At 53.9% G+C, this 17,430-nt stretch carries 13 protein-coding genes; 9 read left to right on the forward strand and 4 right to left on the reverse strand.

Going from position 1 to position 17,430, the window contains the following annotated elements:
* Positions 1-321 precede the first annotated feature (321 nt).
* From BED41_RS04585 to BED41_RS04595, 3 genes are all read left to right on the forward strand, one after another.
* On the forward strand, positions 322-1,689 hold the full coding sequence (locus tag BED41_RS04585; protein ID WP_066743542.1) for an MATE family efflux transporter: 1,368 nt from the start codon (positions 322-324) through the stop codon (positions 1,687-1,689).
* A gap of 378 nt (positions 1,690-2,067) precedes the next feature.
* Positions 2,068-3,207: an ABC transporter substrate-binding protein gene (locus BED41_RS04590; RefSeq protein WP_066743544.1), complete on the forward strand. Its 1,140-nt coding sequence runs from the start codon at positions 2,068-2,070 to the stop codon at positions 3,205-3,207.
* Between the two features lie 201 nt (positions 3,208-3,408).
* Positions 3,409-4,869 carry a potassium/proton antiporter gene (locus BED41_RS04595; RefSeq protein ID WP_066743546.1) on the forward strand — a complete coding sequence of 487 codons (1,461 nt, stop codon included), beginning with the start codon at positions 3,409-3,411 and terminating at the stop codon, positions 4,867-4,869.
* A 76-nt stretch (positions 4,870-4,945) separates the two neighbouring features.
* Here BED41_RS04595 and BED41_RS04600 read toward each other — a convergent pair whose 3' ends face one another.
* Together BED41_RS04600 and tdh are read right to left on the reverse strand one after the other, a co-directional pair.
* On the reverse strand, positions 4,946-6,133 hold the full coding sequence (locus tag BED41_RS04600) for a glycine C-acetyltransferase (protein WP_066743548.1): 1,188 nt from the start codon (positions 6,131-6,133) through the stop codon (positions 4,946-4,948).
* Between the two features lie 69 nt (positions 6,134-6,202).
* A complete protein-coding gene (gene tdh, locus BED41_RS04605; protein WP_066743550.1) occupies positions 6,203-7,246 on the reverse strand; it encodes an L-threonine 3-dehydrogenase in 1,044 nt (347 codons plus the stop codon).
* A 340-nt stretch (positions 7,247-7,586) separates the two neighbouring features.
* On the opposite strand from tdh, the gene typA reads away from it, so the two are divergent.
* Together typA and BED41_RS04615 are read left to right on the forward strand one after the other, a co-directional pair.
* Positions 7,587-9,479 carry a translational GTPase TypA gene (gene typA / locus BED41_RS04610; protein WP_066743552.1) on the forward strand — a complete coding sequence of 631 codons (1,893 nt, stop codon included), beginning with the start codon at positions 7,587-7,589 and terminating at the stop codon, positions 9,477-9,479.
* 2 nt (positions 9,480-9,481) lie between these two features.
* The gene (locus tag BED41_RS04615; protein WP_066743554.1) at positions 9,482-10,765 is read left to right on the forward strand and encodes an ATP-binding protein; all 1,284 of its coding nucleotides are present in this window, start codon (positions 9,482-9,484) and stop codon (positions 10,763-10,765) included.
* Between the two features lie 6 nt (positions 10,766-10,771).
* Here the strand turns inward: BED41_RS04615 and BED41_RS04620 are convergent, their stop codons facing one another.
* Complete coding sequence (locus BED41_RS04620; protein ID WP_066743556.1) at positions 10,772-12,244, reverse strand: GntR family transcriptional regulator; 1,473 nt, start codon at positions 12,242-12,244, stop codon at positions 10,772-10,774.
* A gap of 192 nt (positions 12,245-12,436) precedes the next feature.
* Here BED41_RS04620 and BED41_RS04625 point away from each other — a divergent pair, with 192 nt between their 5' ends.
* The 3 genes from BED41_RS04625 to BED41_RS04635 all read left to right on the forward strand — a co-directional run bounded on the left by BED41_RS04625 (position 12,437) and on the right by BED41_RS04635 (position 15,114).
* On the forward strand, positions 12,437-12,742 hold the full coding sequence (locus BED41_RS04625; RefSeq protein ID WP_066743557.1) for a hypothetical protein: 306 nt from the start codon (positions 12,437-12,439) through the stop codon (positions 12,740-12,742).
* 247 nt (positions 12,743-12,989) lie between these two features.
* Positions 12,990-14,183 (forward strand): ornithine--oxo-acid transaminase, encoded by a 1,194-nt coding sequence (gene rocD, locus BED41_RS04630; protein ID WP_066743559.1) that lies wholly within the window; start codon positions 12,990-12,992, stop codon positions 14,181-14,183.
* Between the two features lie 127 nt (positions 14,184-14,310).
* Positions 14,311-15,114, forward strand: a complete 804-nt coding sequence (locus tag BED41_RS04635; protein WP_066743562.1) for an NAD(P)-binding domain-containing protein — start codon at positions 14,311-14,313, stop codon at positions 15,112-15,114.
* Positions 15,115-15,355: 241 nt separating this feature from the next.
* Here the strand turns inward: BED41_RS04635 and preA are convergent, their stop codons facing one another.
* Complete coding sequence (preA, locus tag BED41_RS04640; RefSeq protein WP_066743564.1) at positions 15,356-16,579, reverse strand: NAD-dependent dihydropyrimidine dehydrogenase subunit PreA; 1,224 nt, start codon at positions 16,577-16,579, stop codon at positions 15,356-15,358.
* Positions 16,580-16,903: 324 nt separating this feature from the next.
* Here preA and BED41_RS04645 point away from each other — a divergent pair, with 324 nt between their 5' ends.
* The gene (locus tag BED41_RS04645; RefSeq protein WP_066748969.1) at positions 16,904-17,413 is read left to right on the forward strand and encodes a P-loop NTPase family protein; all 510 of its coding nucleotides are present in this window, start codon (positions 16,904-16,906) and stop codon (positions 17,411-17,413) included.
* Positions 17,414-17,430: the final 17 nt, after the last annotated feature.

Genomic DNA, 17,430 nt, shown 5'->3' on the forward strand with positions numbered 1-17,430 from the left:
TGTGGACAGGGTTTTTGTCTTATGTTGCTTCTGCAGCTGCCTTGAGTGACTTATAGCAATTAAAGTTATTTTTGTGTCACAGACACGTCTCAATTCGCACGTACCGTAATTAATTAAAAACCGGTCGTTTATCGTAATATCATTGATGATATATCGTATACTCAGAGTAATTCACAACAGCCGGTTGTTGCGCTATTTCTTTTCAAAAATCCACTTCGTTCTTGGCGCTGTTATGTTAAAATGTCTTAACTGCGTACAAGGGTGTTTTTAGGAAATTATATAGAGGCCTATTACTGCTATTGAATGGTGGGTTTGATATAGATGTTATTGAATAATAAAAAATACGAGATAGATATGTGCAGCGGCGCCATCTTGCCGAAGATGCTGCTCTTCGCGATCCCGCTGATGTGCTCAAGTATACTGCAGCTGCTATTCAACGCGGCGGACATTATCGTCGTCGGGCGTTACGCGGGTGATAATTCGCTTGCCGCGGTCGGCTCCAACACCTCTCTCATCGGGCTGTTGACGAATCTTTTTATCGGCCTTTCAATCGGCACGAACGTCCTTGCCGCCCGCTATTACGGGGCGAAGGCGGAGGATGATCTTGCCAAGACCGTCCATACCTCGATAGTGCTGGGGATCGCCAGCGGCATTCTGCTGTCGGTGATAGGCATCGTCGGGGCGCGCCGGATACTTATCTGGATGCAGACCCCGGAAGAGGTGCTTGGCCTTGCCACTCTTTACCTGGTCATTTATTTTCTCGGCATGACCGCGATGATGGTATATAATTTCGGCAGCGCGATCCTGCGGGCCGTCGGCGATACGCGGCGCCCGCTCTATTTTCTCGTCGTCGCCGGCATCATCAACGTGGTGCTGAATCTCTTTTTCGTCATCAACCTAAAGCTTGACGTTGCCGGAGTCGCGATTGCGACGGTCATATCTCAATGTGTATCGGCGCTGCTCGTCGTCCGCTGTCTTTGCCGCGAGGGCGGAGGCATCAGGCTTGTTCCATCACAGATGCGGATAGACAGGGACAAGCTGGTGCAGATTTTGAAGATCGGCCTGCCCGCGGGGGTCCAGGGAATTCTTTTTTCCCTATCCAACGTCGTTATCCAGTCCTCGATCAACTCTTTTGGCGCGGTGGTGATGGCTGGCAATTCGGCGGCGGCAAATATAGAGCTCTTTGTCTATTTTGCGATGAACGCCTTCTATCAGGCTATCATCTCATTTACGAGCCAGAATTTCGGCGCGGGACGCATCAAACGTATCTATAAGGTGCTGCTGCGGGGACAGCTATGTATATTGGTGGTCGGCGGGGTGCTTGGCGCGCTCGTCGTCGCCTTCGGCAGGGAGCTGCTTGGCATATATTCCTCAAGCGACGCTGTGATAAACGCGGGGATGCAGCGGATGTGGGTTCTTTGCAGCACCTATGCGCTCTGCGGCATGATGGACGGCATGGTGGGGACGCTGCGCGGCATCGGCTATTCGGTGCTGCCGACGGTCGTCACGCTGCTAGGGGCCTGTGGTCTGCGTCTGGTATGGATCGCGACTCTCTTCCATGTGGAGGCGTTTCACACCGTCACCACGGTTTACCTTTCTTACCCGGTCTCCTGGCTTGTGACTCTGGGCGCCCACGTCCTCTGCTTCCGGTGGATAATGACCAAGCGTCTGCTGGTGCGAAAGTTGTAGCAGCTTCTATAAGTGTATATTTCCCAACGATTTTTACGGTAAGAATATGTGCCGAATGCCTTCCTGAATAGAAATCGTGCCAAGTATGGCAATGACCGCAGCTGATGTGAACGGCTTATCTTTGTGCCCTTTTGTTGTTCTTTTTAATTTGTACTGTGAGGGTAATATTTTGGGTTATTAGTTTATTTTTTAATTTAAAATATTTATTTTACTACTTTACAAGATTTTAGGTGTGGTATGACTTAATTTAAGAAACAAAAATATGGATAAAGAAGTTTTTTTGCTCTTTTGTCTATTGCAAATGTAAAAACTATGATAGAATTTTCTTGCACCCACCCCGATCTATCAAAGACGGAAAATTTATGAGGAGGTTTTTGCATGCGCAAACTATTCGCAGTATTGGCAATTATGCTACTGGCTCTCCCCGCATTCGCCGCCGACACGATCAAAATTGGTGAAATAGCTACTGTCACCGGAGACTTTGCCGCCTATGGCGTCGCTGAAGTTGAGGCCGTTAAGATGGCAGTCAGCGAGATCAACGCGAAGGGCGGGGTTCTCGGAAAGAAACTTGAGATAGTGATGTATGACTGCCGCACGCGCAACGAAGACATGGTGAACGCGGCCCGCCGTCTAGTCCAGCAGGACAAAGTCGTAGCGGTCATCGGCCCCAGCGGCTCCGGCCTCTGCATCGCGGCCTCCCCAGTATTCAACCAGGGTAAAGTCCCTCACATAGGGACGCTTCCGACAAATCCGAACGTAACGGTTGACGAAAGGGGCAAGGTGAAGCCCTACAACTTCCGTATCTGCTTCCTCGATCCCTATCAGGGAAAAATTCTCGCCGTATTCGCCGCGCAGGACCTTAAGGCGAAGAAGGCCGCGATACTCTATGACGTATCGAGCGACTATTCCCACGGTCTCCGCGAGTTCTTCACAAAGAGCTTTAAGGCCGCCGGCGGCACGATCGTTGCCGACGAGGGCCACCGCGGTGAAGACGTCGACTTCCGTGCCCAGCTGACGAAGATCAAGCTGTCGAACCCGGATGTGCTCGTCCTGCCGACAATGGGCAAGTGCACTCCCCTCTCCGTCAAGCAGGCGCGTGAAATGGGCATCGATGTTCCCATCATTGGCGGCGACGGCTACGGCGACTTTATGTGGGAGATCACCGGCAAAGAGGCGATGAAGAACACCTTCTGGGTGAGCCACGTCGCTAAGGAAGATCCCGCGCTGAAGGATTTCTTTGCGAAGTATAAGAGGCAGGCGGGGACGGAGTGTCAGGAATTCATGAACGCGGTCATGGCCTACGACTCGGTCTACTGGCTAGCGGACGCGATCAAACGCGCGAACAGCACCGATCCCGTCAAAGTGCGCGACGCCCTTGAAAAGACAAAGGATCTCCAGCTGATGCACACGAAGCTCACGATGGATGAGTTCCACAATCCGAAGGACAAGGACGGTTTCATCCTCGAAGCGAAGGACGGCAAAGCGGTATTCTACAAGAAGATCAGACCGAACGACTAAAGACTTAGAAGATATATTCGTATAACAGGGCGGAGCACGGAAGGTCTTTAGACCGCCGTGCTCTTTTCGTTATTAGTTCGGGCCGGATTATAATTAGGTAGAAATACCGCCGTGGATCGTCCTCTCCTTAGTGGTTCCTGCAATTATTTTCTGTTATTATGGGTACATTGACCAGTTTAATGCCTGAGGGAGGCCCTCTTTATGGATAATATCAACGCTCTTATTCTTTTTGTCTCGCTTATATTGCTTTTTTGTATAGCATTCAGCCGTTTTCTCACCAAAGCCGGCATCCCGGTGCTCGTATTCTTCATCCTCGCGGGGATGATCATGGGTTCTGACGGTATCGGCGGCATCTATTTCGACAACGCCGCCGTCGCAAGCACCATCGGTAACTTTGCCATATGTTACATCCTTTTTGCCGGCGGTATGGCGACAAGCTGGAAATCCGCCAGGGAGGTACTGGTGCCCGGGGTGCTGCTTTCGACAGTCGGCGTTATCATCACCGCCGTGCTGGTCGGCGTCGCCGCCTACCTCCTTGTGGGGCTGACGTGGCTCCAGGGCCTTTTGCTTGGCGCGGTCGTCTCCTGTACCGACGCCGCCTCGGTCTTCTCCATTCTGCGCTCGAACAACCTGAACCTCAAAGCGCCGCTCGCGCCGCTGCTTGAGCTTGAGAGCAGCAGCAACGATCCTACCGCCTATATGCTGACGATTGCCATCATCGGTCTCATGACGGCGCCGGACAGCAGTTTTTTCAGCTTTGTCACGCTGTTTGTGATGCAGTTTGTCATCGGAGGGGTGCTTGGTTTGGCTTTCGGCTTCGCCGGCGCCTGGGTGATGAACCGTATAAGGCTCAACAGCGACGGTCTCTATCCGGTAGTAGCGGCGACGCTGGCCGCCCTCATCTATTCTGCGGTGCAGGTGATGCAGGGCAACGGGTTCCTGGGAATATATATCGCCGGTATGGTGATGGGAAATATGAAGCTGGTCTATAAGTCGTCGTTGGTGCGTTTTTTCGACGGTTTTTCCTGGCTGATGCAGATACTGGTCTTTGTAACGCTGGGGCTGCTCGTCTTCCCCTCGCAGCTGCCTTCGGTATGGCTTCCGGCGCTTACGATCTCCGCGATGCTGATGTTCATCATCCGCCCCGCGGCTGTTTTTCTCACTTTACTGCCGTTCAAATACACGAAGAAGGCGCAGCTCCTCGTCTCATGGGTCGGTCTGCGCGGCGCTTCGTCGATAGTCTTTGCCTCTTATGCCCTCACCTATGCTCTTCCGAACGGGGATGTCATCTTCAACATGGTCTTCTTCATTTCGCTGACCTCGGTCATAATTCAGGGCTCGCTGCTTGCGCCGATGGCATCGCTGCTCGATCAGCTCGATCATGAGGATAAGACGCTCGTCTCGCGCAGCTTTACCGACTATGAGGAGGAGCTCCAGGGCGGACTGTATGAGCTGAGCGTGACAAAGGGTTCGTCGGCCGTGGGGATGGCGGTGGAGGAGCTGAAATTCCCCGAAAGCGTCCGTATCATGCTCATCAGGCGCGGCAGCGGTACGGTTACGCCGACGGGCAAGACGCAGGTTAAAGAGGGCGATATGCTGATGGTGACGGCGAACAATACCGATGTCCTGCTTGCGCTGAAAGAACGCCTCGGCTTCGCGTAGGGCAATACTGAGAGATAGCGTGGCCGGCCTGTATTTTTATCAGGCCGGCCACGTTTTTGTCTTTATAGCCGGAGGCTTACAGCCCCATCTCTTTTTTTACCTCGGTAAAGGCGGCGATCGCCCGGTCGAGGTCTTCTGTCGTGTGGGCCGCTGAGACCTGTGTGCGTACCCTCGCCTTGCCCTGTGGGACTACGGGGTAGAAGAAGCCGGTCACATAGATGCCCTTATCAAGCAGGCGCGAGGCGAACTCCGAGGCGACCTTCGCGTCGTAGAGCATGATCGGTACGATGGGATGCGTTCCCGGAAGGATGTCGAAGCCGAGCTCCGCCATCTTTTCGCGGAAATATTTCGTGTTGGCGTGTACGCGGTCGCGGTACTCCGTCGATTCTTCCAGCATCCTGATCACCTCGAGCGAGGCGCCGCATATCGCGGGCGCGACCGTGTTGGAGAAGAGGTAGGGACGGCTGCGCTGGCGCAGCATCTCCACTATCTCGGCCTTCGCGCTCACATAGCCGCCGGATGCGCCGCCGAGAGCCTTGCCGAGGGTGCCGGTGATGATGTCGACGCGCCCCATGACGCCGCAGTATTCGTGCGTGCCGCGTCCGCGCTCGCCCATGAAGCCGACGGCGTGGCTGTCGTCGACCATTACAAGGGCGTCATACTCGTCAGCCAGATCGCAGATGCCCTTAAGGTTTGCGATATATCCGTCCATTGAGAAGACGCCGTCCGTGACGATGAGCTTGATGTCCGCGCCGGCCGCTTTTGCCGCCTCGAGCTGCTCGCGCAGCGAAGTCATGTCGTTGTTTTTGTAGCGGAATTTTTTCGCCTTGCAGAGGCGCACGCCGTCGATGATGCTTGCGTGGTTCAGCTCATCGCTGATTATCGCGTCCTTATCGGAGAGCAGAGGCTCAAAGACGCCTCCGTTGGCGTCAAAGCAGGAGGAATAGAGGACCGTGTCTTCCATGCCTAAGAAACGGCTGACCGCCGCTTCGAGATCCTTGTGTATCTGCTGTGTGCCGCAAATAAAACGCACGGAGGCGAGGCCGTAGCCCCAGCGGTCGTAGGCCGCCTTGGCCGCCTCGATGACGCGCGCGTTGTCCGCGAGTCCGAGGTAATTGTTCGCGCACATGTTGACGACGCCGCCCTTGGCGGTGGTGTCTATCACGTCGCGCTGCGGCGTCGTGATGATACGCTCGTTCTTATAGAGGCCGTCGGCCTTTATCTTCTCTATCTCCGCCGCAATTTTGCCGATCGCAGTTTTCATGTTTTGTATATGCCGCCTTTCGTTGATGTTAAAAATTACCGGTCAAATTTTATTTATTGTATTCCGCCGCTAAAGGTTCTGCCAGTCAAGGACGACCTTTCCCGACTGTCCTGAGTTCATCGCTGCGAAGCCCTTTTCAAAGTCCCGCACGTCGAAACGGTGGGTGATGACTTCGCTGATGTCAAGGCCGCTCTGCAGCATCGTCGTCATCTTGTACCAGGTCTCGTACATCTCACGTCCGTAGATGCCCTTTATCGTCAGGCCGTTGAAGATGACTTTGTCCCAGTCGATGACCGTGCCGGGCTTCACGAGGCCGAGCAGCGCGATCTTGCCGCTGTTGTGCATCACGTCGACCATGCCGGAGAAGGCCTGCGGGCTGCCTGACATCTCCAGCCCGACGTCGAAGCCCTCCTTCATGCCGAGCTCGTGCATCACGTCGCGGAGGTCCTCCTTATCGGCGCGCACGGTGCGCGTAGCGCCGAGCTTTTTCGCGAGATCGAGGCGGTAATCGTTGAGGTCGCTGACGACTACGTTGCGCGCGCCGACGTGGCGGCAGATAGCGGCGGCCATCATGCCGATGGGTCCCGCGCCGGTGATGAGAACGTCCTCTCCAATGAGATCATACTGCAGCGCCGTATGGGTGGCGTTTCCGAGCGGGTCGAAGCAGGAGATGATATCGTCGGAGATATCGGGTGCGCAGCGCCAGACATTCGTCGTCGGTATTGAAAGGTACTGCGCGAAGGCGCCGTCACGGTTCACGCCGACACCGATCGTATGCGGGCAGTAGTGGCGGCGTCCGGCGAGACAGTTGCGGCACTCGCCGCAGACGATGTGTCCCTCGCCCGAGACGCGCTCGCCGACCTTCCAGCCGCGCACATGGCTGCCGAGTTCGACGATCTCTCCGACATATTCATGACCGATGGTCATCGGGGTCTTAATGGTCTTCTGCGACCACTCGTCCCAGTTATAGATGTGGAGATCCGTTCCGCATATCGACGTCTTTTTTATCTTTATCAGAACGTCGTTGGGGCCGGGCTGAGGAATATCGACCTCGCGCATCCACAGGCCGACCTCCGGTTTTTCTTTGACAAGAGCAAGCATCTTTCCCTTCATATCTGTCACTCCTTCAAGCGTTTTCGCTGTTTACTGGTGAAACGGTATTATTAAAACCATTTAGCTGAGCGTAGTTATTGAATAGCTACTAATATACTCTAAGCGCCTGGAAATTTCAAATAGACAGAGCGATTCTATTATTGATTTATTGTAATAGATTAGTTATTGACGACCGTGTGGGCATTGTCCGCTGGTTTTTATACGTTAGTTCTGAATCTGTGCTGGACAAATTTGCCATGTAAGTGTTATTATTTTACGTTGGCTAGAATAATCGCCGGTTGAAAAATTCAATGGCGTAAAGTTTTCAGGAAGCACACTAAACCGAGAGGAACATTATAAAATGCAGGACTCTTCAAAGATAAGAAATATCGCTATCATCGCTCATATCGACCATGGCAAGACAACGCTCATAGACGGTATCTTCAAAGCGGCACACCTCTTCCGCGAGAACCAGGTGATGGAGGAGCGCGTGATGGACGCCGGAAATCTCGAGCGCGAGCGCGGCATCACGATCAAGGCCAAGCACTGCACGGTCGAATGGGAAGGTTACAAGATAAATATAGTCGATACCCCGGGACACGCCGACTTTTCCGGAGAGGTGGAACGGGTTCTTTCGATGGTCGATTCCGTCCTGCTGCTTGTAGACGCGAACGAGGGGCCGATGCCGCAGACGCGTTATGTCCTTATGCGCGCGCTTAAGCTGGGGCTAAAGCCGATCGTGATCGTCAACAAGGTTGACCGACCGAACGCCGAGCCCGACGCGGCGCTCGACAAAACCTTCGACCTCTTTATAGAGCTCGGCGCCACGGAGGAGCAGTGCGATTTCGCGGTGCTCTACGGCTCCGGCCTCCAGGGCTGGTTTGTCGACGACCTGAACAAACACGAGGACAATTCCAAGGCCGGTATGCAGGACCTCTTCAAGACGATCATTGAAAGAGTACCAGCGCCGAAGGCGGAGATGGACAAACCATTCCTCATGCAGGTCTGCACCCTTTCGTGGAGCGAATACCTCGGACGTATCGGCTGCGGCAGGATACTGCAGGGGACCCTGCGCAAGGGTGACCGCATACTGCGCACCCACACGCGCTGGACGGATTACGACCAGACCAACTGGGAGGTCGTCTCCACCGATACCTCGACCTGCACGCACCTTTATGTCACGAACGGCCTTGACCGCGCCGAGGTAGAGGCGGTAGGCGCCGGCGACATCGTCTGGTTCACGGGACCGGCTAACATCGATCTCGGCGATACGATGAGCGCTCCGGAGATCGGCGATCAGGTCATTCCTCCGCTCGATATTGAGGAGCCGACCGTATCCATGTTCTTTATCGTAAATACCAGCCCCTTCGCGGGACAGGACGGCAACGCCATCACGCTCCGTCAGCTCAAGGCGCGTATTGAGCGCGAGACCAAGACGGATCCGGCGCTGCGCATGGAGGACCTTGGCCGTCCTGACGGCGTTAAGGTCTCCGGCCGCGGCGAGCTGCATCTAGGGATACTCATAGAAGAGATCCGCCGCGAGGGATCGGAGGTCTGCGTTTCGCGTCCCGAGGTAATCGTGCAGCATGACGAAAAGGGGCGCACCCTCGAACCGATGGAGGAGGTTATCATCGACGTTCCCGAGGAGTATCAGGGCGTTGTCATCCAGAAGCTCGCGCAGCGTAAGGGCGAACTTAAAAATATGGAAAACGGCGGCACGGGAGTGCTCCGCCTTGAATTTAGAATACCGACGCGCGGCCTCATCGGCTACCGAGGAGAATTTCTAACCGATACGCGTGGCCTCGGCATCCTCGCTTCGCGTTTTGTCGGTTACGGCGAATGGGTCGGAGAGATAAACGCGCGTTCGCGTGGTTCGCTCGTCAGCATGGACAGCGGGACCGCGACGAGCTACGCCCTGGATAACCTTCAGGAACGCGGGACGCTCTTCATTAAGCCGGGAGACGCGATATACAACGGACAGGTGGTTGGCGAGAGCTCGCGCGGCAAGGACATCCCCTGCAATCCCAGCAAGCGCAAGCAGCAGACGAACCACCGCTCCGCGACAAAAGATATGATGACGGTGCTCGACGTGCCGCGCACCATTACGGTAGATTCCGCGCTGGAGTGGATCAGCGACGACGAACTTGTCGAGGTGACGCCGCTCTCCGTGCGTATCCGCAAGACCATCCTTGACGCGGACCAGCGCAAGAAGGCCCGTATGCAGGCCGGAATAAGCGATTCAGACGAGGATTAAAGATGATAAGGGAGCTGATCCCCTACCGCGACTTTGAGCGCGACGAGGTATTTGCCTGTATCTCGGGGCTCATAAAGAGCGCGGGGCAGATAGACGAATCCTCTCTTGCGGAGAGCGCCTCGTGGTACTGCGACTGTGCCGCGAAGATGGCCGCCGCGGCGGAGAGGGCCGGCATCGCCGGTAACCTCTGGCAGACGTGGCTGGCGATGCTCGTCGCGGAAAACGAAAATCCCTTCTCGCTCGCGCATGAACGCCGCGGCCCGCTCTGCGGCACGATGCGTGAATTTGCAATGCGTGATTTCGAGACTCTCTTTGACTGCCTGCACTATGACCTGAGATCGATTGAGGAAGAGCTTCGCCTTGGCGCGGCCGGCCTGCTTGACGATTTTGTGCCTATGACGGCCGGGCCTGTCTCCTTTGGGCGCACCGCGGGAGCCGTCATCGGCGAACTTGCCGCGGCGATGGCGGCGGCTGACTCGCCAGCCGGACTCTATGAGGCGGCCGTGTCCTTCTACCGCGAGCACGGCGTCGGCAAATTTGGCCTTTACAGCGGATTTCGTTGGGATGCGCACGCGCGCGAGATCGTTCCCGCGATACCGCTGGAGGATATCTCGCTCTCCGACCTCATCGGTTACGAAGAGCAGAAAAAGGCTGTCGTTGACAACACCACGGCCTTTCTCGACGGTCGCCCGGCTAACAATGTACTGCTCTATGGAGAGGGCGGAACCGGAAAATCCTCGACGATAAAGGCGCTGCTCAACGAGTACGCGCCGCGCGGCCTGCGTATGATCGAGGTCTACAAGCACCAGATAAACGACCTTGAGACGATCCTTGAAGAGATAAAACTGCGTAACTATAAGTTCATCCTCTTTATGGACGACCTCTCCTTCGAACAGTTTGAGGTCGAATACAAGTTCCTCAAAGCCTTTATCGAAGGCGGTATCGAAAAGCGTCCGGACAATGTGCTTATCTACGCCACCTCAAACCGCCGCCACCTGATGAAGGAGACCTGGGGCGACCGCCTTGACAAAGACGACGATATGCATGAGTCGGAGACGATGCAGGAAAAGATGTCCCTTGTCGACCGCTTTGGTCTGCTTATACGCTATTTTTCACCGGAACAGAAGGAATACCTGCACATCGTTCGCAGCCTTGCCGGGGAATACGGCGTGGAGATAAGCGACGAAGAGCTGGAACTGGGCGCGATACGCTGGGAGCTGAAACACGGAGGCTTCTCTGGCCGGAGCGCGCGCCAGTATGTGGAATTTCTCGCGGGGCAAAAATAAAATCTTTTAAAGTCGTTCTATATCATTAGCCATTTGGGGCAGCCGCAGTTCGGCTGCCTCTGTTATTCCCAGCTGAAGCAGCGCCGTCTGAGCCGCGAAGAAGGTCGCGGTCATGACCTCCGAGAGATGGCGCGAAAAATCCCGCCGCCGCCCCTCGCGCAGGCTCTTCTGCATACTCGCGGAGCTCCGCGGAAAATCATAAATATCAAGATCCTTAAACTCTATCAGTCTTAATGGATAAAGCCATACCAGCCGTCCGGCGATCTGAGAATAAATTTCCTTTATCACGGTATTCTTTGAAGTTTTACATATAACGTTGATCGTCACGCCCAAAGTCAGAAACTCTTTACCTCGCTTGGCGTCATCCTCAATAGCCTCTGAGATACCGTTTATATCCTCCTCCGAGAAGAAACAAAAGGCCTCGTAAGAGACATTTTCTATTGTGAGCGCCAGAATATGCAGGAGCCGGAGGCCGAAGATAAATCGGCTTTTAAACATGCCGACGTCAATCTTCACGGTGTGGCGCGCCCTTTCGACCCCATATATCCTCGTGCCCTTTCTGTTGATCGTCTCCGTAACGCCGATGCCGTTCAAAAGCTTGATCGTCCGGCGAACCGTTATCTCGGATACGCCAAGAGATGCCGCGAGGTCTGGGACCGGCGGCAGCCAGCGGCCGGGGAACTTTCCCGTATTGATCCTGTAAAGCAGATCGACGGCGGCTGAATAGAGATACTGCTCCTGCTCCACATAGACCTGCCAGCGAAACGGTATCTTGCCGGTCGCGTTTTCCAGTCCGGCGGATTTGAGATATGCGTTCATATCTTCCCCGTATAACGCGGCAAGTTTCTGGAACAGCTCGCCGCACCTTCCCCGGTCCGCCGCGCCTACCGCCTCGGCGATGTCGTAAAAGAGCTTTAACGGCAGGTGTTCCGTCCACGGATGTTCGCGGTTCATCAAATGAAAGTGCCGGTCGCCTCCTGAAAACGCGGCGAAGACAAAATTATCGAGCTCACAAAAAAGATGCAGCAGCACCGGATTGCCGAGCTGTTTTATGAAAAAGACGGTAAAATCAAAGATTGCCCCAGAATTGTTATTTTCAATCTCCGCGATGATCAGGTCCAGCTTTTCGAACCCCTCGGAATCAACGTAGCGTGCGCCGCTCGTCAGAATGGGGGGGAGAAAATAACTCATCCCGTCATACATATCGATGACGCCGCTGATGCGGTCGTATAGTTCGCTTCTGTTCGCACCGCATCGCCCGTCCCAGCTGACGGTCGCCGTCCTGCCGGGCGAGAGCTCTATGTAACCGTCATTTTTCAAGGACTGCAAAGCTTTTCTTGCCGTACTAAATGAAACATTGAATGTCTCCGCTATCTCCAGCGCCGCAGGCAGCGGTTCTCCCTTTTGATATTGACCGCTTTCGATCTGTGCGCGGTAAAATCTGTAAATTAGCCTATACAGTCCCTGGGTGTCGCTCATATCGCCCCTTCTTTCGTCGTATACATAGTTTACCATAACGTTTTTGAAAAATTATAAATTAGCTGTACTTGATAAAAAAGAGATATGTATGATAATATAATAGCTGTATTTGTAAATTAAGTATTGTGTTTGAAAAAATGGATTAGCAAAATTACTGGAAAAAAAATAGTAGTAATGGGGGAATATCGAATCATGATAAATACGTTGAAAATAAAAACAAACAATCATTCAGATATCCTTGAATCAGTAAAAAAACTTGCAGCAGCTTCAAAGCAGCCCCTCGTTGTCATCAACGGCAACGGCGACGTGCTTTCAGTAAATGAGCTTGGAGAGGAGGCCCTTAAAAAGAAGGGGCGCTCGCTGATGGTGCGAAAGTTCTTTTCTTTTTTTAATCCCGTGTGGTATCTTGCCTACAACAACAATTTTTATGAGATAGAAAGCATCGCTGATTTTCGTACTAAAGACGGCACTCTGCATATCTGCCGGATACGTACCTGAAAGCGCCGTTGGCGCGCTATTCGTAAACGCAATAAAATATGAACTATAGATTGGGTCAAAGTTTATAATTTTAGTTTCGATTATTACTGGTTAATTTAAAAATAATAGTTGATAACGCTGATATATCTGTATAAAAATAGAAGTTTCCCTCTTTTCAAAGTTCAGAAAAGATGTTAAACTTACCTCATCAAGATTAAAAATAAACAAATAAACCCTAGTGGTTCAATAATCATGAGGAGGAAAAGAAATGCTCAGCACACAGCAGATTATCGACAAGACAAACAAACTCGGCGCACACAACTATCACCCCAAAGATGTCGTCATTGTTGAGGGAGAGGGCGTAATCGTACGCGACCCCGAGGGACGCGAGTATTTTGACATGCTCTCGGCCTATTCGGCCCTTAACTTCGGACACCGTCACCCCGAGATCGTGGCCGCCGCAAAAGACCAGCTCGACAAGGTGACGCTCACATCCCGCGCCTTCCACAACGCCGTTCTCTGCGACTTCTATGAGAAACTCTGCGAACTGACGGGCAAAGAGATGATTCTCCCTATGAATACCGGCGCGGAGGCCGTCGAGACGGCTCTTAAGACCGCCCGCCGCTGGGGTGCCGAGGTCAAGGGCGTCGAAAACGGCAAACAGGAGATTATCGTCTGTGAGAACAACTTCCACGGGCGCACGATCGCCATTGTCAGCTTTTCCACCGACCCTGACGCTCGCATTAACTACGGCCCCTACTGCGACGGCTTCAAGATAATCAAATACGGCGACGCCAAAGCTCTGGAAGAGGCGATCACGCCTAACACCGTAGCCTTCATGGCGGAGCCGATACAGGGAGAGGCTGGGATCATCACGCCTCCCAAAGGATACCTCAAAGAGGTGCGCGATATCTGCACGAAGCACAATATCCTCTTTATCGCCGACGAGGTCCAGACTGGTTTTGCGCGCACCGGAAGAATGTTTGCCTGCAACTTTGAAGATGTCGAGCCCGACATTTTCATCCTCGGTAAAGCTCTTGGCGGCGGCGTAATGCCGATATCGGCGGTCGCGGCCAACAAGGACGTCCTTGGCGTATTCACCCCCGGGACTCACGGCTCGACCTTCGGCGGCAACCCACTCGCCTGCGCGGTTTCGATAAAGGCGATGGAGATACTCGTAAGAGACGATTATTCAAAGCAGGCGGAAGAGAAGGGCAACTACTTCATGCAGAAGCTCCGCGAGATAGACAACCCCGAGATCATCGACGTCCGCGGCTCCGGCCTTCTTATCGGTGTTGAGTTCTCCGTACCCGCGGCCGCCTATGTGAAGAAGCTCATCGCCAACGGCGTACTGGCGAAGGAGACCCACGAGCGCACGATCCGCTTCGCGCCGCCGATCGTCATCACCTACGAGCAGATCGACAAGGCCGTAGAGGGCATCAAAAAGGCTTTCGCGAAATAACGGGTAAAACAGCTATATATCCTGTATAAAATGTCGGCAGAGGACCCCCCTTATGGGAGGTCCTTTGTTTTGTCCGCCGCGGGTGCTACAATTAGTTACCAATTTTAAACAACGGATGGTGGACTTCATGACGGCAGCTTTGACACTTGGATTTATCGGTACCGGCGGCATAACCTCTTTTATCTTGCGCGGACTTTGCTCCGCGCCGGAATTTACGGGGAAGATCGTCCTTTCGGTACATAAAAACCGCGGGAAGGCGGAGGCGCTTAAGGCGCAGTTTCCGGAGCGGATAACGATATCCTGCTCCAATCAGGAGGTAGCCGACGCCTCGGATGTCGTATTTATCGCGGTGCTTCCGCAGCAGCACAAAGCTGTGGCGGCGGCAGTAAATTTCAAACCCGAACATCGTGTCGTCCATATCACCGGAGGCGTGAAGCTGGCGGATTCTCTTGCGCTCTACTCCCCCGCGATGAGCGCGGTGCGCGCGATCCCGCTGCCCTTTGCCGCGAGGAGGATGGGGCCGGTGCTCTTTTACGGCAAAGACCCGGTCAGCCGTGAGCTGCTGGCGATGCTTGGCTCTATCGTTGAGGTGCAGACGGAGAGTGAGCTTGAGGTGCTGGGTCCTGTCACCGGGATGATGGTTCCCTATTACGCGCTGATCGCCGAATATGTAAAGTGGGGGATGGCAAAGGGGCTTTCCTTCCGCACGGCGCTTGACTATGCCGGTTACATGAACGAAGCGCTCTCATCTTTCATGCGTACCGACTGCGGGGAGGATATAGAAGCCTTCCTGGTCGACAACTCGACCCCGGGCGGCGTCAACGAACTTGGCCTGCGGCTGCTCCGCGAGGGCGACGCCTACTCTCCCTGGTCGAAGACGCTTGACGCGCTCTACATACGCTACAATTCAATGGGTAAAAATAAAGACTAAGAGGGGCATGGCCTTGAACGAGGCTGGTTTGCCGGGCCTCGTTCAAGTGAGGTGTATTGAAGATAAAAATCAGAACAACAGGCGGCGAAGCTGACGGACGGACGCTTTGAGGACTAGACTGTCGGCGACGGTCGCGGCAGGCTATATAATAACGTAAGAAAACTGCAGAACGCTGTCAATAACAAGTGAGCGCGGCCTTTACCGCCGACGCTCACTTGATCTTTGATCATGGCCGTACCGTTTAAACGTGAACTCCGACTGGGGTCAGCGCCTCGCTGGGGCATAGTCCGTAGCAGAGGCCGCAGCCCGTACATTTATCCAAATCAATGGAGATGCCGCCGCGCGAGAGCGAGATTGCCTGATAGCCTGCGTCGCGGCAGCTGACGGCGCATCTGCCGCAGCAGCTGCATTTTATAAGGTCGAGACTTGGCTTGAAGAGGCGGCCGCGGTCAATGTCTGCGTGGTGAACGATGCTGCCGAGCGCTTTGCCGCGGAAGGCCTCGATATCTTCAAACCCCATGCGTTCCATGTAGGCTGAGAGGCCGCTGCACAGACCGCCGATGATGCCGTAGCCGTGCTCCATGACAGCAGAACAAATCTGCAGCGTCGAGGCTCCCGCGAGGATGAACTCGGCGGCGTCATGCCAGTCGTAGATCCCGCCGCTGCCTGATATCGGTATCTTCACGGCGCGCGCGATCTCCAGCACAGAGCGCAGCGCGATCGGTTTTATCATGTGTCCCGAGAGCCCGCCAGCGGTGCCTACGCCGCCTACGTTTAGGCGCGGGCGGAAGTTCTCAAGATCTATCCCCGGCATCGAGCTGACGGTGTTTATAGCGCAGACCGCATCCGCCCCGTGCTCCTCCGAGAGCGCCGCGGCGTAGACGATGTCCGAAAGCACCGTGAGCTTCGTGATGAGCGGCAGCTTTGTCGCCTCTTTTACCCAGCCGAGTATCTCTTTGATCTTCGCCGGGTTGCCGCCGATGCTTACGCCGCTGCCGATCTCGCTGCATCCGTGAGGGCAGGAGAAGTTGAGTTCGATGGCGTCCGCTCCCGCAAGCTCGCAGTCGGCCGCCGCGCGCTGCCATTTTTCCTTTATCGGCGCGTGCCCGTAAAGGATGCTCGCGATGACGGCGCGGTCAGGCCAGCGTTTTTTCAAAAAAGAGATATCTTCGCAGGATTCTTCGTTTGTCTTCTGCGAGGTCAATTCAATGTTCATATATCCGAATACTGCGTTTTTGAACTCTCCGCCCATGCCGCGGATAGGGAAGATACGCGGAGATACGTCCCTGATCTCGTCTCCCTCGGCGCCGGTGTACTGGGTCAGCGTTTTGATCACCGCGCCGCCCCAGCCCGCCTGAAAGGCGCGGTCGATCATCTCCCGGTCGCGCGCGGGGGGCGCAGAGGCTAACATAAAGGGATTGGGCATTTCGATGCCGAGGAAGTTTGTGCGAAGATTTTCTCTCATAGATCAGACCTCCATATTGTTCCATCTGTTTAAGGCAGATAAAATACATTGCCGTCACCGTATTATAGCGTCGTATGCAAAAAATCGTGAGACAAAACATAAATATTTCGCATAATATAATTTTGCTCCTTGTCGTAAGAGAGGAGGGCGACCTCTCACGCCGAAACATATAAGAGTGCCTATGAACAAAGAGACTAATTTGTGATACGATATGGGAGGCTTGGCTTTTTATCGGTTGATATCATAACAAAAATAATATTTAAATCTTTCGGCTTTGGCTGGATAAGACGAACGCAAAAAATCAAAAGCTGCCGAGGGGAAATTATGTTAAAAATAATTGTCATCGGAAGTCCCGGCGCGGGAAAGAGTACATTCGCGCGAAGGCTGAGGAAGGCGACCGGACTTCCATTATATTATCTGGATCTGCTGTGGCATAAGCCGGATCAAACCAACATCACCAGAGAAGAGTTTGATGCGCGGCTGGATGAAATAGTCAAAAGGGATAAATGGATCATTGACGGGAACTACCTGCGTACCCTTGAAATACGTTTGAGAGAGTGCGATACGGTATTTCTAATGGATTACCCTCTGGAGGTTTGCCTTTTGGGCGCGGAATCTCGCATTGGAAAGAAGCGGGAAGATTTGCCGTGGATAGAAACAGAATTCGATGAAGAGTTTAAGCGATGGATCATTGATTTTTCAAAGGACCAGCTGCCGGTAATATATGAGCTGTTGATGAAAATTCAAAAAAACAAGGAGATTGTCGTCTTCAAGTCGAGAAAAGAGGCGGATGACTATTTAAAGACAGTCAAGCCGACGAATTTTAACACGTGAGGCCTGTAAAGACGAGC

Source organism: Cloacibacillus porcorum (assembly GCF_001701045.1).
GTDB lineage: Bacteria > Synergistota > Synergistia > Synergistales > Synergistaceae > Cloacibacillus > Cloacibacillus porcorum.